At 71.9% G+C, this 19,491-nt stretch carries 22 protein-coding genes; 11 read left to right on the top strand and 11 right to left on the bottom strand.

All coding sequences use genetic code 11. The features are described 5' to 3' along the window. Positions 1 to 16: 16 nt before the first annotated feature. Together ACIBO1_RS15955 and ACIBO1_RS15950 are read left to right on the top strand one after the other, a co-directional pair. Positions 17 to 274, top strand: a complete 258-nt coding sequence (locus tag ACIBO1_RS15955; protein WP_350695150.1) for a hypothetical protein — start codon at positions 17 to 19, stop codon at positions 272 to 274. 26 nt (positions 275 to 300) lie between these two features. Further along, positions 301 to 657, top strand: a complete 357-nt coding sequence (locus tag ACIBO1_RS15950; protein WP_396746600.1) for a hypothetical protein — start codon at positions 301 to 303, stop codon at positions 655 to 657. Positions 658 to 697: 40 nt separating this feature from the next. On the opposite strand, the gene ACIBO1_RS15945 is transcribed toward ACIBO1_RS15950, so the two are convergent. Further along, positions 698 to 1,144 (bottom strand): hypothetical protein, encoded by a 447-nt coding sequence (locus ACIBO1_RS15945; RefSeq protein ID WP_396746598.1) that lies wholly within the window; start codon positions 1,142 to 1,144, stop codon positions 698 to 700. Positions 1,145 to 1,284: 140 nt separating this feature from the next. Here ACIBO1_RS15945 and ACIBO1_RS15940 point away from each other — a divergent pair, with 140 nt between their 5' ends. Beyond that, a complete protein-coding gene (locus ACIBO1_RS15940; protein ID WP_396746595.1) occupies positions 1,285 to 1,659 on the top strand; it encodes a DUF6401 family natural product biosynthesis protein in 375 nt (124 codons plus the stop codon). A gap of 51 nt (positions 1,660 to 1,710) precedes the next feature. Here ACIBO1_RS15940 and ACIBO1_RS15935 read toward each other — a convergent pair whose 3' ends face one another. Continuing rightward, positions 1,711 to 2,577 (bottom strand): hypothetical protein, encoded by an 867-nt coding sequence (locus ACIBO1_RS15935; RefSeq protein WP_396746592.1) that lies wholly within the window; start codon positions 2,575 to 2,577, stop codon positions 1,711 to 1,713. A 188-nt stretch (positions 2,578 to 2,765) separates the two neighbouring features. On the opposite strand from ACIBO1_RS15935, the gene ACIBO1_RS15930 reads away from it, so the two are divergent. Continuing rightward, positions 2,766 to 4,889: a SpoIIE family protein phosphatase gene (locus ACIBO1_RS15930; protein WP_396746589.1), complete on the top strand. Its 2,124-nt coding sequence runs from the start codon at positions 2,766 to 2,768 to the stop codon at positions 4,887 to 4,889. Between the two features lie 115 nt (positions 4,890 to 5,004). Here the strand turns inward: ACIBO1_RS15930 and ACIBO1_RS15925 are convergent, their stop codons facing one another. Next, positions 5,005 to 5,961, bottom strand: coding sequence for an NAD(P)/FAD-dependent oxidoreductase (locus ACIBO1_RS15925; RefSeq protein ID WP_396746586.1), 957 nt, complete (start codon positions 5,959 to 5,961; stop codon positions 5,005 to 5,007). A gap of 167 nt (positions 5,962 to 6,128) precedes the next feature. Here ACIBO1_RS15925 and ACIBO1_RS15920 point away from each other — a divergent pair, with 167 nt between their 5' ends. Together ACIBO1_RS15920 and ACIBO1_RS15915 are read left to right on the top strand one after the other, a co-directional pair. Next, positions 6,129 to 7,508 (top strand): glycoside hydrolase family 6 protein, encoded by a 1,380-nt coding sequence (locus tag ACIBO1_RS15920; RefSeq protein ID WP_396746583.1) that lies wholly within the window; start codon positions 6,129 to 6,131, stop codon positions 7,506 to 7,508. A gap of 179 nt (positions 7,509 to 7,687) precedes the next feature. Beyond that, on the top strand, positions 7,688 to 8,275 hold the full coding sequence (locus tag ACIBO1_RS15915) for a general stress protein (protein WP_396746580.1): 588 nt from the start codon (positions 7,688 to 7,690) through the stop codon (positions 8,273 to 8,275). Between the two features lie 127 nt (positions 8,276 to 8,402). Here the strand turns inward: ACIBO1_RS15915 and ACIBO1_RS15910 are convergent, their stop codons facing one another. Both ACIBO1_RS15910 and ACIBO1_RS15905 read right to left on the bottom strand, forming a co-directional pair. Then, the gene (locus ACIBO1_RS15910; protein WP_396746577.1) at positions 8,403 to 8,591 is read right to left on the bottom strand and encodes a DUF397 domain-containing protein; all 189 of its coding nucleotides are present in this window, start codon (positions 8,589 to 8,591) and stop codon (positions 8,403 to 8,405) included. Continuing rightward, positions 8,582 to 9,349 carry a DUF5753 domain-containing protein gene (locus tag ACIBO1_RS15905; protein WP_396746574.1) on the bottom strand — a complete coding sequence of 256 codons (768 nt, stop codon included), beginning with the start codon at positions 9,347 to 9,349 and terminating at the stop codon, positions 8,582 to 8,584. Before ACIBO1_RS15905 ends, ACIBO1_RS15910 begins: the two co-directional genes overlap by 10 nt. A gap of 195 nt (positions 9,350 to 9,544) precedes the next feature. Here ACIBO1_RS15905 and ACIBO1_RS15900 point away from each other — a divergent pair, with 195 nt between their 5' ends. Then, positions 9,545 to 9,835, top strand: coding sequence for a hypothetical protein (locus tag ACIBO1_RS15900; RefSeq protein WP_396746571.1), 291 nt, complete (start codon positions 9,545 to 9,547; stop codon positions 9,833 to 9,835). Positions 9,836 to 10,603: 768 nt separating this feature from the next. Here ACIBO1_RS15900 and ACIBO1_RS15895 read toward each other — a convergent pair. Then, positions 10,604 to 11,593 (bottom strand): pirin family protein, encoded by a 990-nt coding sequence (locus ACIBO1_RS15895; RefSeq protein WP_396746568.1) that lies wholly within the window; start codon positions 11,591 to 11,593, stop codon positions 10,604 to 10,606. Between the two features lie 11 nt (positions 11,594 to 11,604). Beyond that, complete coding sequence (locus ACIBO1_RS15890) at positions 11,605 to 12,081, bottom strand: MarR family transcriptional regulator (RefSeq protein ID WP_350695166.1); 477 nt, start codon at positions 12,079 to 12,081, stop codon at positions 11,605 to 11,607. 259 nt (positions 12,082 to 12,340) lie between these two features. Here ACIBO1_RS15890 and ACIBO1_RS15885 point away from each other — a divergent pair, with 259 nt between their 5' ends. After that, positions 12,341 to 12,880 carry a GNAT family N-acetyltransferase gene (locus tag ACIBO1_RS15885; protein ID WP_396746565.1) on the top strand — a complete coding sequence of 180 codons (540 nt, stop codon included), beginning with the start codon at positions 12,341 to 12,343 and terminating at the stop codon, positions 12,878 to 12,880. A gap of 420 nt (positions 12,881 to 13,300) precedes the next feature. On the opposite strand, the gene ACIBO1_RS15880 is transcribed toward ACIBO1_RS15885, so the two are convergent. Further along, positions 13,301 to 14,032, bottom strand: a complete 732-nt coding sequence (locus ACIBO1_RS15880; RefSeq protein WP_396746562.1) for a hypothetical protein — start codon at positions 14,030 to 14,032, stop codon at positions 13,301 to 13,303. Between the two features lie 391 nt (positions 14,033 to 14,423). On the opposite strand from ACIBO1_RS15880, the gene ACIBO1_RS15875 reads away from it, so the two are divergent. Next, positions 14,424 to 15,245 carry a SigB/SigF/SigG family RNA polymerase sigma factor gene (locus tag ACIBO1_RS15875; protein ID WP_396746559.1) on the top strand — a complete coding sequence of 274 codons (822 nt, stop codon included), beginning with the start codon at positions 14,424 to 14,426 and terminating at the stop codon, positions 15,243 to 15,245. Positions 15,246 to 15,370: 125 nt separating this feature from the next. Here ACIBO1_RS15875 and ACIBO1_RS15870 read toward each other — a convergent pair whose 3' ends face one another. From ACIBO1_RS15870 to ACIBO1_RS15860, 3 genes are read right to left on the bottom strand one after another with little or no spacing between them, the layout of a single operon-like run. Beyond that, positions 15,371 to 15,964 (bottom strand): GNAT family N-acetyltransferase, encoded by a 594-nt coding sequence (locus ACIBO1_RS15870; protein ID WP_396746556.1) that lies wholly within the window; start codon positions 15,962 to 15,964, stop codon positions 15,371 to 15,373. Next, positions 15,961 to 17,472, bottom strand: coding sequence for an APC family permease (locus ACIBO1_RS15865; protein WP_396746553.1), 1,512 nt, complete (start codon positions 17,470 to 17,472; stop codon positions 15,961 to 15,963). Before ACIBO1_RS15865 ends, ACIBO1_RS15870 begins: the two co-directional genes overlap by 4 nt. Positions 17,473 to 17,512: 40 nt before the next feature. Continuing rightward, complete coding sequence (locus ACIBO1_RS15860) at positions 17,513 to 18,139, bottom strand: GPP34 family phosphoprotein (protein WP_396746550.1); 627 nt, start codon at positions 18,137 to 18,139, stop codon at positions 17,513 to 17,515. Positions 18,140 to 18,282: 143 nt separating this feature from the next. Here ACIBO1_RS15860 and ACIBO1_RS15855 point away from each other — a divergent pair, with 143 nt between their 5' ends. Then, the gene (locus ACIBO1_RS15855) at positions 18,283 to 19,125 is read left to right on the top strand and encodes a helix-turn-helix domain-containing protein (RefSeq protein ID WP_396746547.1); all 843 of its coding nucleotides are present in this window, start codon (positions 18,283 to 18,285) and stop codon (positions 19,123 to 19,125) included. A gap of 42 nt (positions 19,126 to 19,167) precedes the next feature. After that, complete coding sequence (locus tag ACIBO1_RS15850; RefSeq protein WP_396746544.1) at positions 19,168 to 19,368, top strand: DUF397 domain-containing protein; 201 nt, start codon at positions 19,168 to 19,170, stop codon at positions 19,366 to 19,368. Positions 19,369 to 19,491 lie beyond the last annotated feature (123 nt).

Below are 19,491 nucleotides of genomic sequence, written 5' to 3'. Positions count from 1 at the left end.
GGGGTAGGGCGAGGGTATGAGCGACGACAGGGTGTGGCGTGACGAGGAACGGCTGCCGTTGGAGGAACTGGACCGAGCGGTCGCCCGGTCCACGCTCGACGGGCAGTCCGACGATGTGACCGGCAACGACGCCGGTGAAGAGGCCGCGTTCGGCCATGGCCCGGAGGCCGCCGACCGGGGTACGCAGGTGCCCGGCACGGGTCGCGAGCCGACCGACCCGGACCGCGCCCACCGCCCCTCCACCACCGGTCGTACCGGCCCGGACACTCTCTGACGACACCACCGGATCACCGCCGACCAGTGCGCGGCACCGCCCTCTGCGGGGCCGACACGCTCATGATCGGCGGTGATTGGGTCAGCCGGACGGATCGGGATTCGGACGGGTCGGACAGATTCGGCCGTTCGGCTGACGGCAACGCCGCGACGGCGCGCAAGACTTTCGGGATGCATCAGGGCTCCGGCTTCCTCACCACGCGTCAACGCCGCCTGGCATGGCTCGGCTTCCTGCTCGCCGCCGCTCAGGCGCCCGTCTCCGCCAGGTTCACCGAGGACAGCTCCTGGCTGTTCAGCCTCTGCGTCGCGCTGATGGTGGCCACGGTGATCATCGCTGACGACACCGCACGCCGCCGTCCGGCGGACGCCCGCTCGACGGAGTAACCCGCTCCACACCTGGATCCCGGCGGGCGGACGAACCGCCTCACCCGGCTTCCTGCGGGCGGGCCTCGTGACCCGCTCGACCACGGGTACGACGCCGCTCCTTCATCTCCGCCTCGTACAGGTGCCGCCGACCCCCGACCAGCTCGTCGCGGGCCGCCCGGTCCAGGTCACGGAAGAGCGCGTAGTACCCGTCGTCGAAGTCCTCGACGATCTGGAACGTCCAGCGATCCGCGATCACGTTCCGGCCCACCAGCTCGTCGGCGATCCGGTCGGCGATCGTCGGGTGGCCGGCCGCGCGGAACATCCGGACCGCCTCGTCCAGCATCAGGTCGGCGTGGCCGATGCGCTGATGCATGGAGTAGAGCTCGCCCCGGGCGCGCTCCACGCACTCCAGCGCCTCGCTGAGTTTGCCGAGCGCCTCCACCGTGTCGTCGCTCACACCGGCCGGTCGCCGGTGCCGCTCGTCGGGGCCGTCGGTGGTGTCCATTCGTGCCTCCCTGCTACCGCCACTGCCCGGTCGGGCGGTCGCGCGTCCGGGTCCGGACCCCGAGACGACGACCGGCCGATCCCCCGACCAGCCGAGCGGCCGAGGTCGCCGCCGGTCCGAGTTGGCTAGATTCGTTCCCCATGCGCGTGCCGTCGAACCGGGTTCGGACCCGGACCACCGTCGAGGACAACCGGTCCGCCCTGATGACGCTCGCCACCACCGTGGGCCTCGACGGGCTGGCCGCCGCCGGAGCACTGCCCGGACTGCTCGCCGTGGTCGACCAGCACGCCGCCGCGGTCCGGGACAGCCTGCACGGCGACCTCACCCCGCTGACCACCGCGGCCCTGGCCGGTTACGCCGAGGGGCTCCGGGCCGCCGCCGCCGAGCACGGCTGGCAGCCGCCGACCGCCCCGGTCGAGTGGGCCGAGGCGGACTGGGTGCTGGTGCGTCTGCTCGCCGTCTGCGCGCTGACCGCCGCGCTGGACACCCCGGCTCCGCAGCCGCCTCCGCTGTGACGTGAACGGGTGCCCGCCGTGTGGCGGACACCCGTCCCGGTACGCGTACGGTCACCGACCGAACTGCTGGGTCTCGTCACCCGAGGTCCCGGACTGGTACGTACCCCGTCCCCCCGACATCGAGGACTCCTGCCCCCTCGACATCGCCTGGGAACGCTCGGCGCCCGCCCGGTCGGCCATCTGCCGCTGCATGTCGCTGCGTCCGGCCTGGGCGCCCTGCCGCTGTTCGCGGACGGCCCGCGACTCCTCCGCGATCCGGTGGAGCCAGCCGTCCCAGCGGTCCTGCATGGGCTTGACCAGACCACCGCCCACGCCGACGATCAGGATGCCGGCCACCGTGGCGAGCACCGCGATCAGGACCGGAGTGGTGACGGTGGTGGCGATGCCCACCTGGTTCAGTGCCGCGATGACGCCGAGCGCGATGATGAAGACCGCCGTCAGGTCGGCCAGCACCCGCCCGTACGACAGACCACCCAGCGCCCCGCTGACGAGGTCCCGTACCGCGTTGGCGATCGCCGCGGCGATCACCACGATCACGATCGCCACGAAGGCCCGGGGCAGCCAGGCCACCACGCCGCCGATCAGGTTGCTGATCGCGTTCGGACCCCAGACGCCGAAGGCGAACTGAAGCGTGAACAGCAGTACGGCGTAGTACGCCAGGCGCGCCAGGATGTCACTGGCGTCGTACCTGGTCCGTTCGAGCGCGCGCTTGATGCCGCCCCGTTCGACCGCGCGATCGAACCCCACCCGTTCCAGGACCGCATCAACGATCTTGAGCACGGCTCTGGCGATGAGCCATCCGACCACCAGGATCGCGATGAACGCGATGGCCCTCGGTACGAACAGCAGCACCGACCTCCACATGTCGGCCACAGCGTCACCGATGTTGACCTGCCTGGCCGCCAGGGTTTCCGGCATGATGTCCCTCCTGTCGCATGGACTGCCCCGCGCGCTTACCCCAACGTCGGGACGGCACGCCGTGCAGGTCACCTGCTTTTTCCCGACACATCCCGACAGAACGGCTCTGACCTGCCCTGATGTCCCGGCACGAACCGCCGGGCGCATGATCGGAAACACGGGTCGAGGGGTCGGGCTAGGCTGCGGTCATGCCAGGAACGGTCGGGCGAGTCCCCACGCCAGCAGGCCAGGTGCCCCGCGCGCCGATGCCGCGCGCCGCGACCGTCGTCGGCCACCACGAGTGGGGGGCGACGGTGCTGGGCACCCGCGAGTCCTGGGACCCGGCGGTCCGCGCCGCCGTGGAGGTGGTGCTCGCCTCACCCGCACCGATGGCGCTGTACCTCGGCGACGAGTTGCTACTGCTCTACAACGACGCGTACGCCGAGCTGATCGGTGACCGGCACCCGCAGGCCGTGGGTCGGCCCGCCGCCGAGGTCTTCGACCACGTGTGGCGGCTGCCCGGCGTCGGTGACGTGGTGGAGCAGACCTACCGCACCGGTGAGCCGTTTCTGGAGAAGGAGGCACCCCTCCCGCTGCACTCCGACGGTCTCGACCCGTCCGTCTACATCTGGGCCTGCTCGACCGTCCGCGACAGCAGCGGCCGGATCGCCGGGGTGCTGTCGGTGGTCGCGGAGACCAATCCGGCGACCCGTCAGTTGCAGGAGCTGAGCGAGTTCGCCGCGGCGCTGTCCGGCACGCTGACGCTCGACGACGTGGCCCGGGTGGCGCTGCGGTACGCGCTCACCTCGTTCGACGCCGACCGGGTCTCGTTCGCCGTCGACGACGCCGGCGGTGGGGGCGGCTGGCGACTGGTCCGCCGGGTCCGTGGCGAGCTGGTGGACGAGGCGGACGAACGGCTGCCCCCGCTGTGGCGGCGCGGGCCGGCGGACTGGCCGGCACCGGCGGCGCTCAGCGCGGGTAGCGGCCAGCCCCGGTTCGTCGACGACGGCGAGCCGCTGCGCGACATCGCCGCCGACCGGCACGACCAGCGGGTCCGCGCCCTGGCGGCAGTGCCGCTCCGCGCGTCCGGGGTACGCGGCGCGCTCACCGTCGGCTACCGCACCTCGCACGCCTGGACCGCGCCGGAACGGGCGCTGCTGGCCGCGTCGGCCGAGCTGGTCGGGCAGGCTACCGAGCGGGCCCGCCGCTTCGAGACCCAGCACGGCACCGCCCAACTGCTCCAGCGCAGCATGCTGCCGGAGAACCTGCCCAGCCTGCCGCTGCTGCGGATCGCCGCCCGTTACGACCCGGGGGTCGACGGCAACGCCGCCGGTGGCGACTTCTATGACGCGTTCGTGCTGCCCACCGGCGACCTCGGGGTGGTGCTCGGCGACGTGGCCGGGCACGACGTGCAGGCTGCCGCCCGGATGGGACAGGTCCGGGCCGCGCTGCGGGCGTTGGCACTCAACGACCCGCGCCCCGACCATGTGCTCGCCGGGCTCGACCGGCTGGTCACCAGCCTCGGGTCCGAGACCGGCACATACGAGCTGTTCGTGACCGTGGCGTTCGGCGTGATCGACGTGGAGCGGGAGCAGCTCACCCTGGCCAGCGCCGGCCACCCGGCGCCGCTGGTGCGGCGCTGCGGTCCCGGGGGCGAACCACGGGCCGAGTACGTGGACGTGCCGACCGGCGCGCCGCTGGGCATCGGCTACCACCCCGCCACCGGCACCGTCGCGTTCTCCCCCGGCGACACCCTGCTGCTGTTCAGCGACGGCGTGGTGGAACGCCGACGGCAGGGGCTGTCGCACGGCCTGGCCCGCCTGGCGGAGTCGGTGGCCGCCGCGCCCAGCGGTGACCCGAGGGCGTTGTGCGCCGCCGCCACGGCCTCGGTCCCCGGGGCCACCGAGGACGACGTCGCGGTGCTGGCCGTCGAGTACGCCCTGCGGCCGAGCCGGTCGGCACGGATGGAGGTGCCGGCCGAGCCGACCGCCCCGAGCCGGGTCCGGCACTGGATGACCGCGCTGCTCACCGAGTGGCGGGTGGCCGAGTCGGTGATCGGCGCGGCGGTGCTCTGCACCAGCGAGTTGACCACGAACGCCCTGCTGCACGCCGGCACCGAGGCACGGGTCGAGATCGACCTCAGCCCGGAGCGCCTACTCGTCTCGGTGGCCGACTCCGGGTCCCGGGGCACGGTGACCCGGGCCCGCACCGACACGCTGAGCAGCCGGGGCCGGGGGTTGGGCCTGATCGAGGAGCTGAGCGACGCCTGGGGCACCGACCCCACCGTGCGCGGCTCGACGGTCTGGTTCGAGATCCTGCTCCCGCCCGCCTGACCAGCCCGCGCCCGGAGGCTGACCACCCCTGCCGGGCTGACCGCCCCGACCGGGCTGACCATTCCGACCGGGCTGGCCGTCCCGAACGGCGGCTGGTCGCCGGGGAGACCGCGCGTCAGGTCAGGCGCTGGACCAGGGCGCGGCCGAGGTCACGGCCGGAACGCCAGGCGGTCTGCACCCGGGACTCGCCGAAGGCGTCCCCGGCCAGCCCGATCCCGTCGCCGTCCAGGTGGAACCCGGCGCCGGCGTCGGAGGTGGGCCGGGCGTACGTCCAGCGGTGCACGTGCACGTGCTCGGCCCGGTCGGGCAGCGCGAACAGGTCGCGGACGGCCGCCTCGACGGCCGACGCGGCGCCGGTGGGCTGGGCGAGATGACCGGCGGCGAACTCCGGCGTGGTGTGCGCGACCAGCACCGGTGCGCCGTCGCCGCGCCGGTCGCCGTCGTCGCAGACAAGGCTGAGCAGCGGATGGTCGTTGACGAAAGCGCCCCGGAAGTCGGCCCAGCGTCGGGTCGGAAAGCGCAGCACGGCGGAGAGCGTCGGCGCCCAGCGCTGCCGCCCGGCCGCCTCGGTGGCGGCGGCCAGGGCCGGGTCGAGCAGCAGCGCCGCCTGCGGGCCCGGCATCGCCAGGACCGCCGCCGCGCACGTCGTGCCGTCCACCAGCGGACCGGCCTCGACGCCGAGCACCAGCCGGTTCACCACCACGGGCAGGTCGCGGGCCAGGTGCTCGACGAGTGACCGCAGTCCCCGGGGAGCGGCCCAGCGCATCGGCCCGGGGACCTCACGCCGCCCGCCGCCGTCGTAGGAGACGAAGGTGTCGGTCCACTCGCGGGCCAGGCCGGCGGCCTCCCACTCGCGTACCACCTCAGCGAACTCGGGATCGCTCACCGTCAGGTAGGCGGCACCCAGGTCGGCGGGGCGGCCGTCGAAGCGTTTGCTCGCCATCCGACCGCCGGCCACCCGACCGCGTTCGCGGATCTCCACCGGCACGCCGGCCCGCGCCAGTTCCCCGGCGCAGGCGACGCCCGCGATACCCGCACCGACCACCACGACACCCGCCCGATCCAGTCCCATCCGATGATCGTATTCGCGACCTGGCCCGGGTGGCGGCGACCGAGCGGTGCCCGTCGATCCTCCGGATACTTCCGGAAGGTCTTCACAAGTTCGCAACCGGCCCGTACTTTGTCGGACATGTGGGAGCGCTTCCACGCACTGTCTTCGATGCATACGAGGAGCAGTACATGAGAACCCGAGGCACCTATGCCGTGGTCGGCGCCGTCGCGACGGCACTGACCGTGGTCGCCACCGTCGGCGTGGGCGCGTTGCGTCCCGCGCCCGCAGCCGCCGCCGACTCCGTGTTCTACGTCGATCCGGACACCAGCGCCGCCCGCTGGGTGGCCGCCAACCCGAACGACTCCAAGGCCGCCGTGATCCGGGACCGGATCGCCAGCGTCCCGCAGCCGCGCTGGTACACCACCACCAACACCTCGACCGTACGCGCGGAGGTCAGCTCCTTCGTCAACGCCGCCGCCAACGCCGGCAAGATCCCGATCCTCGTGGTCTACAACATCCCCAACCGCGACTGCAGCAACCACAGCGGCGGCGGTGCGCCCAACCACACCGCCTACCGGCAGTGGGTGGACCAGGTCGCCGCCGGGCTCGGCGGTCGGCCCGCCACGATCATCCTGGAGCCCGACGTGCTCCCGATCATGACGAGCTGCATGAACGCCAGCCAGCAGGCCGAGGTCCGGGCCTCCATGGCGTACGCCGGCAAGGCGCTCAAGGCCGGCTCGTCAGCGGCGAAGGTCTACTTCGACATCGGCCACGGTGGATGGCTCGCACCCAGCGAGGCGGCCGCTCGACTGAACGCGGCGGACGTCGCCAACAGCGCCGACGGCATCTCGGTCAACGTGTCGAACTACCGCCGCACGGCCGACGAGGTCTCGTACGCCAAGCAGATCATCCAGGCCACCGGCAACTCCCGTCTCAAGGCGGTCATCGACACCAGCCGCAACGGCAACGGCCCGGCCGGCTCGGAGTGGTGCGACCCGCCGGGGCGGGCGATCGGCACGCCGAGCACCACCGCCACCGGCGACTCGGCGATCGACGCGTTCCTCTGGGTGAAGCTGCCCGGCGAGGCCGACGGCTGTATCGCCGCCGCCGGACAGTTCGTGCCGCAGCGGGCGTACGACCTGGCGATCGCGGCCGGCCCCCCGCCGACCACCACCCCGCCGACGACGACCCCGCCGACCACCACTCCCCCCACCACCCCGCCGCCGACCACGCCGCCTCCGTCCAACCCGCCCGCCGGCAGCTGCGCGGTGACGTTCAACCCGAACACGTGGGCCGGCGGCTTCACCGCCGAGATCCGGGTCACCAACCGCAGTGTGGCGCTCACCGGCTGGACGCTCGCCTTCAACGCCGGTTCCGGCGTACGGCTGAGCAACGGCTGGAACGGCACGTGGAGCCAGTCCGGTGACCGCATCGAGGTCCGCAACGTCGCCTACAACGGCAGCGTGCCCGTCGGCGGCACGATCAGCGTGGGCTTCCAGGGCACCTACAGCGGCAGCAGCCTGCCGACGCCCGGCCCCTTCACCCTGAACGGCGGCACCTGCGCCTGACCGGCGCGCTCCCAGGACCACACCGGGCCCTCGGGCCACCACCACAGACCGGGCCTCCGGCCGACACCGCGACAGCGGTGGCCGGGGGCCCGGTCGTCTGCCCGGCCGGTACCGGATCCGCCACCGGCGTTACCGCTCGCCACGGGCGGGAACGCGACTACAGACAAAGGAGGAGACCCATGACCACACAGTCGAATCCCTCGGCCTGGCAACCCGGTGTGACCGGCGGCGGCACCCTCCCGTCCGGCCCCGGAGGCCGCACCGCGGCACCCGGTGGCGACGGGCACGGCCCGCCAGCCGGGCCGCCGACCGTGACACTGGGCGCGTACCCGGACTATCCGTCCGCGCAACGCGTCGTGGACTATCTGGCCGACAACCGCTTCCCGGTCGAACGGACCGCGATCGTCGGCACCGACCTCACCCTGGTGGAGACGGTGCTCGGTCGGCTGACCACGGCCCGGGCCGCGCTGATCGGCGCCGGCACCGGTGCTTGGCTCGGACTGTTCATCGGCCTGCTGTTCGGCATCTTCACGGTCGGCAACTGGCTGGCCGTGCTCCTGGTCGGCCTGGTCATCGGTGCCGTCTGGGGTGCCGTGTTCGGCGGGGTCGCGCACGCCATGACCGGCGGCAAGCGGGACTTCACCTCGGCCAGCTCGCTGCGGGCCAACCAGTACGCGGTCACCGTCGAGGCGGACGTGGCCGAGCAGGCCCGACAGCTCGTGGGCCGGCTGCACCTGGGCGGTCGCCAGGCACAACCGGCGACCTGACGCACGCGAGGCCCACGGGCGGGAACCCTCCCGCCCGTGGGCCGTTTCGCGTGGTCAGGGCCGTCGCCCCGACCGCCCTACGACAAAGCCCCCGGCCACCGCCGAGGGCTTTCCGTGCTGCGCTGGATCAGGCCCGCTTCGCCAGCTCGACGAAGCTGCGCCACGCCGCCGGGCCGAAGGCCAGCACCGGGCCGGTCGGGTCCTTGGAGTCCCGCACACCGACGACGCCAGAAAGGTTGTCCGCGACCTCGACGCAATCGCCGCCGTTGCTGCCGCTCTTGCTGCTCTTACGCCACTGGGCGTCGGTCATGTCCATGATGCTGCCGCTTCCCTGATGAGATCTAGGGATCGCCCCCGGGGAAGAGCCTCGCTCCGAATGCGTTCCCACCTGCGTTCGAGGGTACCAAGCTCCGCTGCTTGATCGATGATCTGCGCACGTGCCTGACTGTCCACATGCGCCATACGCGTGCCGTCCGGCAGATCAGCGATCGTGAACGGTCCGTTCAGGCCCGGGTAGCCTGCGGTCTCCGTGGGCACCACGTGGAGGTCGATGTTGGGTCGTTCGGCGGCCTCGGCAAGGTAGGCGAGCTGTGCCGCCATAATCGCCCGGTCGGGCGCTACAGCCCGATCGAGAACAGCCTGGTCGACGACCACGACGAGCAACGGCGCGTGCGCCCGGGTGAGGATGGCTTGCCGCGCCAGCCGCGCCGCCACCAATTCGTCGACATCGGTCGGCGACAGGGCTTCCCACGCGAGCGTCGCCCGCGCATACGCCTCGGTTTGCAGGAGCCCCGGTACCCAGGCGAGCTGGAATGCCCGCAACGCGACTGCCTCGCGCTCGATGTCGACCCATCGGCGGAACCACGACGGTTCACGCCGCTTCAGTACGTCCGGCCATAGGTACTCGGCGTCTCGCTGAAGAGCCGCAGCGACCAGCGCTCGGTGACGGGTCTGTGGAATCCGTCCAGGGTTCGCCCATTTGGCTGCGGTCTTCGGGTCTACCCCTATCTGAGCTGCGAGACTCTCTGCGGTTTCGCCCGTCGCCGCCATCGCCTCGACCACTGCGTGGTTCATCCTTTGCCCCTTCAGAACGTTCCAAGCGTCTACAGGCGATATTGCAACGCAGTGTGTTGGTCCCACAACCCTCGGCAAGGTGTCAGGTGTACGGCATGGCGAGCCTGGGATCGGAAACCCGCTCGTGGTGCTGTCGGGGTCGCCGTCGGGCGAGCAACCACGGCGACCCCCTCCAACGTCGACGGAGGAGGCACCGTGTCGAAACCCGCGAATGCCGTACCCGCCGGGCGGTGGGGTGAGCCCGCTCCGCGTACCGGCCTCGCCGTCGGCGACGTGGTCCGCGCGCCGGAGGGCGCCTACGAGCCCGGTACGGGCGAGCTGACCCTGTACGTCGCCGAGGTGGTCGACCGGATCGAGCGCGACGGCAACGTGTGGATCGAGGTGTACGGGCACGAGGTGCAGGCCGACCGGACCCTCCGCCCTCGTCGCCGGTACGCCCGGGTCCGCCCTGACCTCGCGGACGTCCTCCCCACACGCGGGTGGTGAGCGCGTGGAACGCAGCGGCGAGGGCCTCCGTCTCCCCGGGCGTGTACCTCCTGACCCGGGAAGCGTCCCCGCAGTTCAGCACACCCGTCCTGGTGCGGCTCATCCGGAAGCTGGATCGGCCCACGTACGACGGGTGGGCGTGGGTGGACGTGTACCAACTCGACCGGCACGGGGACGCCACCGTCCGACGGGCGCTGTTCCTCAAGCCCGCAGGGATGCGACCGGTACAGGTCCCACCCGTCCCGTACGCGCAGCGCTCCCGGCCGCGCTCACCGCGAGGTCGCGATCGTGAGCAGACGACACGAGGTGGGTAGATTTGTTGTCGCTGGAACGACAACAAATCTACCCACCTCAGCCTCGCGCGGAGTGGGGCCGCCAGGTCGGCGGCCCGATGACCGCCGAGGGCGACGGGTCGTGAATCCGGTGCGGACGAACGGGGTCCGCAGTCAGCACCAGCGCAAGTCCGGCCGGTGACGGCACGTACCAGGTGCGGCATGCCGAGGCGTGGCCGCTCGGACGACCACGGACGTACCCACCTGCGCACGCTCGGGCGGAGTCTCCGGCGAGCTACCGCACGCGCCGGGCCGGGTCGGTGGCTCGTCTGGCCACGCCGAGAACAAGCCGCCGCGCACCGCGACCGAACCGGGCGTGCGGCCGGCGCGGTGCCACCGACCGGGCCGAGTCACACCCGGGTAGGACCGCCCGCCCCGGCTGCCGCGGCCATCCCCCCGGCCGCGCACCGGGGCGGGCTCTCCCCGCACTCACCCGTCAGGGGCGGTCGCCCTGACCGCCGGTGTGCGGCACCCGCTCCGCCGGGACGACCCCGAGCCGACCGGCCTGGTAGTCCTCGAACGCCTGGATCAGCTCGTCCCGGCTGTTCATCACGAACGGGCCGTACTGGGCCACCGGCTCCCGGATCGGCTGCCCGCCCATGATGTAGAGGTCCAGCGTCGGGGTGCGGCTGTCCTGCCGGGCGTTGGCCTTGAACCGCAGCGCGTCGCCCGGTCCGTGCACCGCGAGCTGCCCGGTACGGACGCCGCGCCCGTTCGCGCCGACCGTGCCCCGGCCGCCCAGCACGTACACCAGGGCGTTGAAGTCCGGCCGCCAGGGCAGGTCGACCTGCGCGCCGGGCTCGACCGTCACGTGGGCGACGGTGATCGGCGTGTACGTCGATCCGGGTCCCTGGTGCCCGGCGATCTCACCGGCGATCACGCGGACCAGCGCGCCGCCGTCCGGCGTGGTGACCAGTGCCGCCTGGTTGCCCCGGATGTCCTGGTATTTCGGAGGGCTCATCTTGGCCACCTTGGGCAGGTTGACCCAGAGCTGGGTGCCGTGGAACAACCCACCGCTGACCACCAGGTGCTCCGGCGGCGCCTCGATGTGCAGCAGGCCACTGCCGGCCGTCATCCACTGGGTGTCGCCGTTGGTGATGGTGCCGCCACCACCGTGGCTGTCCTGGTGGTCGAAGACCCCGTCGATGATGTACGTGACGGTCTCGAAGCCTCGGTGCGGGTGCCAACTGGTCCCCTTCGGCTCGCCCGGCGCGTACTCCACCTCACCCATCTGGTCGAGGTGCAGGAACGGGTCCAGCTCGGTGGTGGGCACCCCGGCGAAGGCCCGGCGCACCGGGAAGCCCTCGCCCTCGAAGCCGCTGGGCGCGGTGGTCAGCCGGCGGACCGGCCGGATGACGGTGGTGGACTCGTCGAGCTTCGGCAGCCGGGGCAGGACGAGGACGTTGTCGACGGTGATGGCGGGCATCGGAGGCTCCTTCAGCTCTCGCGGGGGGCGGCGCCGGGGGTGCCCTGCAGCCGCTGGCCGAGTCGGGTGAAGACCGTGGTCAGGCAGGCGATCTCGGCGTCGTCGAGGTCGTCCATCAGGTGGGTGCGGACCGAGCGCAGATGGTGCGGAGCGGCCTCGCGCAGCGCCATCAGCCCGGCGGCAGTGAGCACCGCCTCGCTGCCGCGCCCGTCGTCCGGACAGGGCTGCCGGGCGACCAGGCCGCGTCGCTGCATGGAGGAGACCTGGTAGGTCAGTCGACTGGGCGAGAAGACCAGTCGACCGGCGAGCTCACCCATCCGCAGTCGCTGCCCCGGGGCCTCGGCGAGCAGCACCAGCACGTGGTAGTCGGCGAAACTCAGCTCGCTGGCGGCCCGCAGGTCGTCCTCCAGCCGGGTGAACAACCGCTGGCTCGCCTCGATGTACGCCCGCCAGGCGGCGAGTCGCACCTCGCTCAGGCTCTCGGTCATGACGCCACGGTAGCACGTATTCAAAATTTGAACAATGACGCCCGGAGCAGGCACCATCTGCACCACATCGCCCAGGTGAATGATTTGGTCAAACTTTGAAGCGATACCGGCGAGACCCCGCCGATCATGGAGTACTGGCGAGGGTTCCGGGGCTTATGTGCCTTGTGTCGCTACCACAAGTCCATGATCGCGGGGGGCGTGCCCGCGCGACGAGGGCGTGCTCCGCCGTGGGGCATGCCCCACGGCGGAGGATGCGACTGTGCGACACTTTCGCGTCGTGGAACTGACCGGCCCCGGCCTGCTGCTACGCCCCTGGAGCACGGCGGACGCGCCCGCCGTGCTGGCCGCGTGGCACGACCCGGCCATCGCCCAGTGGAACCCGCAGGGCGACGCGTTCGACCTCGACGCCGCCCGCCAGTGGGTGCACTGGCGGGCCGACTGGTCCCAGGGCACCCACGTCTCGCTGGCGGTGGCCGACCCGACCCGGCCGGAGATCATGCTCGGCTCGGTGTCGCTGCACCGGATCCACGCGGGCGACGCGTCGATCGGCTATTGGACCGTCGCCGCCGCCCGCCGGCAGGGCCTCGCCTCGGCGGCGGTCAGCCGGCTCACCGAGTGGGCCTTCCGCGATCTGGGCCTGCACCGCATCGAGTTGTGCCACGCGGTCGCCAACCCGGCCTCCTGCCGGGTCGCCGAACGGGCCGGGTATCCGGTCGAGGGAACGCTGCGCCAGTCACACCGCTACGGCGACGGTCGACGCCACGACGAACACCTGCACGCCCGCCTCGCCACCGACTGAGCCCGCCACCGACTGAGCCCGCAATCGGTCACGGGGTAGCGACGATCGGGTCAGGAGACGGCGAAAATGCCGGCCACGCCCAGCAGGACCATCACCAGTACGGCCAACAGCGCCCCCCGCTCGCTCTCCACCGCCTGCTCACGGTGCTCGGTCACGGAGTTCGTCATCTCGCCGGGCATGGTGCGGCCTCCTCGCTGCTCGGGCCGAAGCCGGGCGTACGCCATCGGCACCGACGGCCGACGGGGCGAGCCCGATCCGGATGGATGAGGCCGGGACGGCCTCCGGGCGGGCACGCCGACGCGCACGACGATGTCGCCCAGCGCACCGGGGCGTACCGACCCGCGACTGGCTTACCCATCTGGACCAGGGAAAACCCGAAAGCGACCCGTATTTCTCCGCTGGTGGCGGCGTCGGTGTCGCTCAGCCGAGCGCGGGCAGCGTGCGCTCGGCGTACGGCGGTTCCGCCGACCCGGACTCCGGGGCGTCGAGCACGGTCAGACCACCCGGGTACGCGAAGGACCCCCGTGGGGAGTAGTAGCCCCACCCGATGGTGAGCGGATTCTCCGGCCGCAACACGTAGACCGGGTGATCCGGGTCCAGGAACTCCACCGACTCGATCTCGAAGGAGGTGGACGGCTCGGCGACCACCGGATAGATGCTGCTGACCAACCGGCCGTGCAGCGCGGTGACGTACCGGTGGTGGCCGTTGTGCACGGTGTGCCCGGTCTCCCCGGCGCGTACCCGGGCGCGGATCACCGGCGCGCCGTCGATGGTGGTCTCGGTCACCAGCTCGTGGCCGTTCACGGCGATGGTGGTGTCGCCGGTCAGCGCGGGGGCGCCCCGGCCGAGGGCGTACCGGCGGACCAGCTCGCTGGAGGTCACGTAGTGGGTCCACCAGCCCCCCGGGGTCACCCCGTCGGGGGCGTCCACGCCGGCCAGGGTCACCCCGAGATAGGTCAGCGAGTACGCGCCGAAGCCGGAGGTCTGGCTCGCGTCGTCGACCACGTACTGGTTCATGAAGACCTGACCGTCGGGATGCGGGTGGAGCCCGGCCGGCACGAGCTCCGCCACCGCGTCCGGATCCGCCGGCAACCAGCTGAAATACAGCGTCCGGCAGTTCACGACGAGTTGGGGCACCGCGGGGTCGAGCACAACACCTCCGGTCGACAGTCCCCCGCGACGCTATGCCCGGTCCCACCGACGGGACAACGACGGATAGGCGACAGTCGTCGAACCGACCCGGCGACGTCTCCTCCGATCGGCGGTGTCGGCTCGCCGTCCGTCCGGGCCGTCGCGGGCAACGACCGATGAGGGATCGTCCGAACCGCCCGGTTGAGCTCACGAATCACCCTCCGGCCCGGTGGCATTTGATCTACGAATGACCGATTGAGCATGTTTCATTCCTTGAAATCACTTAAGTACATCGTCCGTTCGGCTAGATTTCTGCGGCACGATCAGGCTAAGGTGACTCCCGAACGGACTAACAGGCTCTAAACCAAAGCGTCACGTCTTTATCCGCGGACGAGGTGCAGGGAGGACCACCATGACCGCGCTCACCGAAACGGCGACTGCCCCGGCGCCCACCACGGCACCGAAGCTCGACCCGCGTTCGCTTTCCGACAGCGCCACCGACCTACTCAACGCGATGGCCGCGCTGCCGGCCGGACACCCGTCCCGGGCCGCGCTGCGCGACCGGGCGATCGAGGCCTGGCTGCCGCTGGCCAACCACCTCGCACACCGCTACAGCGGACGCGGCGAGCCCACCGACGACCTGGCCCAGACCGCCGCCGTCGGCCTCATCAAGGCCATCGACAAGTTCGACCCCACCCGGGGCGTCGACTTCGCCGGCTACGCGATCCCCACCATCATCGGTGAGCTCAAGCGGCACTTCCGCGACCGCACCTGGGACATCCGGGTCCCCCGGCGGCTCCAGGAGCTGCGGCTGGCCATCTCCGACGCCAACAGCTCGCTGTTGCAGACCCTGGGTCGCTCGCCGACGGTCGCCGACATCGCCAGCCACCTCAGCCTCACCGAGGAAGAGGTCCTGGAGGGCCTGGAGGGCGCCCGCGCATACAACGCGGTGTCGCTGTCCACCCCGACCGGTGACGGTGACCGGGCCACCGAGCTGGGCGACATGCTCGGCGGCGAGGACAGCGAGTTCGAGCTGGCCGAGCTGCGGGTGGCCCTCGGGCCGGCGCTGGCCACGCTGGACGAGCGCGAGCAGAAGATCCTCACCCTGCGCTTCTACGGCAACCTCACCCAGTCGCAGATCGCCGAGCAGATCGGCGTCTCGCAGATGCACGTGTCCCGGCTGCTGGCCCGGGCGCTGACGAAGCTGCGGGGGCAGCTCGACGGTACGTACTAAGAGGGGGTGGCGACGGTGGCCGGGTCCGCAGGGACCCGGCCACCGTCGTGTCCGCCGTCACCGGCTCGGCCCGTCGGCCCACCCGGGCCGGCGCCCGCGTCGGCCGAGCCGGTGGGGCGGACGACTCAGGTGGCGGACGACTCCCGCCACATCGGCCAGAACGGCGTGTCGTCGGGCAGCCGGAACGGCTCCGACACCCGGTATCCGTGCCGCGCGTAGAGGTCGCGGCCGATCTCGCTGCTCGCTTCCAGATAGGCCGGTACGCCGTGGGCGTCCAGCCAGGCGTGGTGGTGCCGCAGCAGCGCCGAACCCACCCCCTGCCCCTGGCGGTCCGGCCGCACGGCCAGCAGCGCCAGGTGATGGTGGTCCCGGTGCGGGTGATGGGCGGCGAACAGCTCGTCCAGGTGGACGAAGCGCGGCGTCCACTCCCCGCACGCGGCGGCCAGCCGGGCGTCGTAGTCCTCCGGCGGCGGCAGCGGCTCACCGACCGACGGCAGCCAGACCGCCACCCCGGCCCGGTCGGCGGTGCCGAACACCAGCCCGTGCCGCATCGCGTGCGCCACGATGATCTCGAAGTTCCCGGCCAGCACCGCCTCCCGCTTGGCCTCGTCCGGGACCAGCCACCGGGTGGCGTCCAGGACCAGGAAGGACTCGGCGATGCGCTCGGCCACCCATCGGGTGTCGGCCACGTCGAGACGGGCGATCGTCGGAGCGGTCATCGCCGCACCTCCGCCTCGACCGGCGACGGCGGGGTCACGGCCGCGGCGGCGCTCTCCGCCCCCAGACCGATCCGGGCGTACGTGTCGGGCCGGCTGCTGCGCAACGTCAGTCCCCAGAGCGCGCCGAGCAACGCGGCCACCGGGTACACCGCCGGGAAGGCCCAGCGCAGCGGGGAGTCGGGCTCGACGCCGAGCAGGTTGGCGAAGTTCTGCACGGCCAGCACGATGATGGCGGTCAGCGCGACCGCCGCGATCCCTGGGGCGACCAGCCGCCGCCAGAGCGTCTCCTGCTCGGCGTTGCGGGCGAAGTAGACGATGATGGCGACCGCGGTGGTCGCGATCAGCAGCAGCACACCGAAGCCACCGCTGGTGCCCAGCCAGAAGAACAGTTGCAGGACCGGGTCCCAGCCGTTGAACGCGTACAGCAGGATCACCACCAGGCCGAGCGCGCTCTGCGCCAGCGAGGCGGCCTGCGGCGCGCCGGTCGTCGGCGAGGTCCGCCCGAACACCGCCGGCAGCACCCGCTCGCGGCCCAGCGCGAAGGCGTACCGCGCGGTGGTGTTGTGGAACGAGATCATCGCGGCCAGCACCGAGGTCAGGAAGAGCGCCTGGCCGATGGTGAGGACGGTGTCGCCCAGGTGCGCGCCGGCCAGGTTGAAGATCAGCTCCACGCTCTGGGTGCCGGCCTCCTCGACGATCCGGTCCGGGCCGACGGCCACCGTCATGCTCCACGACGAGAGGGCGTAGACCACCGCGATGATCGCCACCGAGAGGTAGGTGGCCATCGGCACGGTCCGCTGCGGGTCCTTGCTCTCCTCGCTGAACACCACCGCCGCCTCGAAGCCGACGAAGCCGAGGATGGCCAGCACCAGGACCGCGCCCAGGCCGGGCACGAAGAAGTTGTCCGGCGAGAACGCCGCGAAGCTGACGCTGCCGCCCGCCGGGTTCCCCAACTGGCCGAGGTCGAACAGCACGATGACGGCGATCTCGGCGCAGAGCAGCGCGGCCAGCACCATGCCGTTGATGTCCACCCGCAGCAGCCCGAGCAGGCCCACCAGCGCCCAGGCCAGCAGCGCCACGATCCACCACTGCGGCGTCACGCCGAACAGCCGGTCCAGCACCGGTGCCGCCGCGGCGCCGATGGTGCCGTAGAGCCCGACTTGGAGGGCGTTGTACGCGATCAGCGCCACCCAGGCCGCGCCCACCCCGGCCGGGCGGCCCAGCCCCCGGGCCACGTACGCGTAGAAGGCGCCGGCGTTGGCCATCCGGCGGGCCATCGCCACGTAGCCGGCGGAGAAGAGCGCCAACACGGCGGCGACCGCCAGGAAGGCCAGCGGGATGCCGAGCACCCCGACGACGCCGTAGCCGGTGGTGACCACACCGGCGACCACGGTCAGCGGCGCCGCCGCGGAGAGCACGAAGAACACCACCGAGGGCACCCCGAGGCGGCCACGGGCCAGTGCCTCGGAGACGTTGCTCGGTCGTGGGGTTGTCACTGTCGAGGACATGACTGCTCCGGATGTCAGGGAGGGGAAGAGGGGAACCGGCTCAGGGGATGCCGCGCAGCACGGCCGCACCCACGGCGGCCTCGGTCTGTCCGACGAGTTCCTTCAGCGGAGCCGGCAGGGCCGGAATGATCAGGTTGAGCCGGTGGTGGGCGCGCGGACCCGCGCTCCACAGCACCTCGCGGGTCAAGCCGGCCGCCGCCACCAGCCCGAGCAGCAGCGCGTCGGGTACGTGGGGCGGATCCGCGCGTTCCAGCGCGGCGCGCAGTCGGGTGGCCGGCCAGGCCGCGACGTTGAGGTCGGTCGGCACGTACGTGACGCTGGTCCGCAGCAGTCGGCGCGTCTCCTGCCGACGCAGCACCCCGGCCCGCGCCAACCGCTCCCCCACCGAGGTCACCGCCGTCTGGGCGAGGAAGCTGAGCCAGGTCCGTACCGCCTGGTGCTGTTGCTCGCCGATCAACTGGTCCAGCACGGTGTGCGCCAGCGCGTCGCCCGGTGGACGCCGGTCGACCACGGTGACCTGCCCGGCGGCGACCGTCACATGTCCATAGAGGACCAGCTCGCCGAGCAGGCCGGCGGCCAGGCCGAGATTGGTAGCGGCCGGATGCAGCTTGGCCTTGCCCCGGGTGTCGTTGTGGGCGATCAGGAAGAACTCGTCGGCGATGAGCACGCGTCCCCCCGGGTCGGCCGTCCATAGTGATCGCTAACCGCAGGCAAGGATGCACCGAGAGCAACTGCAACGCAACTCCCGTTTTTGGCAGTTGCACTCTGTGCTGACGCGACCTGGGACTTTTCCCGTGACAGACTCGGAGGGTGACCGCGAGCCCCACCGTTCGCCGCCGCCGCATCGCCCGGGAACTCCGCCAGTTGCGCGAACGCGCCGGCATGACCCTGGACGTCGCCGCTCGGCAACTGGACATGTCCAAGAGCAATCTCTCCCGCATCGAGAACGCCCAGATCGGCATCAAGCCGCGCGACGTCCGGGCCGCGTTGGCGCTGTACCAGGTGACCGGGAACGACGCCGAGGCACTCATCGAGATCGCCCGGGGCGCCCAGCAACGGGGCTGGTGGCAGCACTACAGCGACGTCCTGCCCGAGTGGTTCGAGTTCTACGTCGGACTGGAGGCCGAGGCGGCCACCCTGCGCACGTACGAGGCGGAGGCGGTGCCGGGCCTGTTGCAGACCGAGGCGTACGCCCGGGAGGTCTACCGGCTCACCGCGGGCGAGGAGGACATCGACCGCAAGGTGGCCGCCCGACTACGCCGCCAGGACGTGCTGCGCAGCGACGAGCCGGCCGAGCTGTCGGTGGTGCTGAACGAGGCGGTGCTGCTACGCCCCGTGAGCGAACGGGCGGTCATGGCGGAGCAAGTCGCCCACCTGGAGAGCACCGCGCAGCTACCCAACGTCACCATCCAGGTACTTCCATTCGCGGCCGGCGGCCACCCGGCGATGAACTCGCCGTACGTGATCCTCACGTTTGCCGACGCCGCCGACGCGGCCGTGGTCTACCTGGAAAACCTCTCGACAGGCCTGGCACTGGAAGAGGTCGCGCAGGTGCGCTCGTATAGCCTTGTGCACGAGAGGCTGCGACGTCTGGCGCTTGATCCAGCGGCGTCTTTGGTGCGCCTGAAGGAAGCTTCTCGTTACTTTACGTGACCGTTCGGCGCGGTCACAGTCGGTATCGACGAAGGGATCGCGATGACCGCGCTCGACCTGTCCCGGGCTAACTGGCGCACCAGTACGCGCAGCGTGGGCAACGGCAACTGCGTCGAGGTCGCCGTCGTCGACGGTCGGGTGGCGGTGCGGGACAGCAAGGACCGCCCCGGCCCCGTGCTGACCTTCCCGTCGTCGGCCTGGCACACCTTCGTCACCGGCGTCGACGAGGTCCGCGCCGGCTGATCCGCCGCCTCGGCGGGCACCGTCGGCCGGCCGAGGGACCCGTCGGCCAGGGATGGAAACGGCACGCCGGCCAGGCAGTCGACCGGGGCGGAACAGGCACGTCGGCCGGGGCCGGAACAGGCA

Origin of the sequence: Micromonospora sp. NPDC049903, assembly GCF_044460945.1 — a bacterium.
Taxonomy (GTDB): Bacteria; Actinomycetota; Actinomycetes; order Mycobacteriales; family Micromonosporaceae; genus Micromonospora.
Note: the sequence above shows the minus strand (reverse complement) of the source record. Positions and strands in the feature narration are given on the sequence as shown.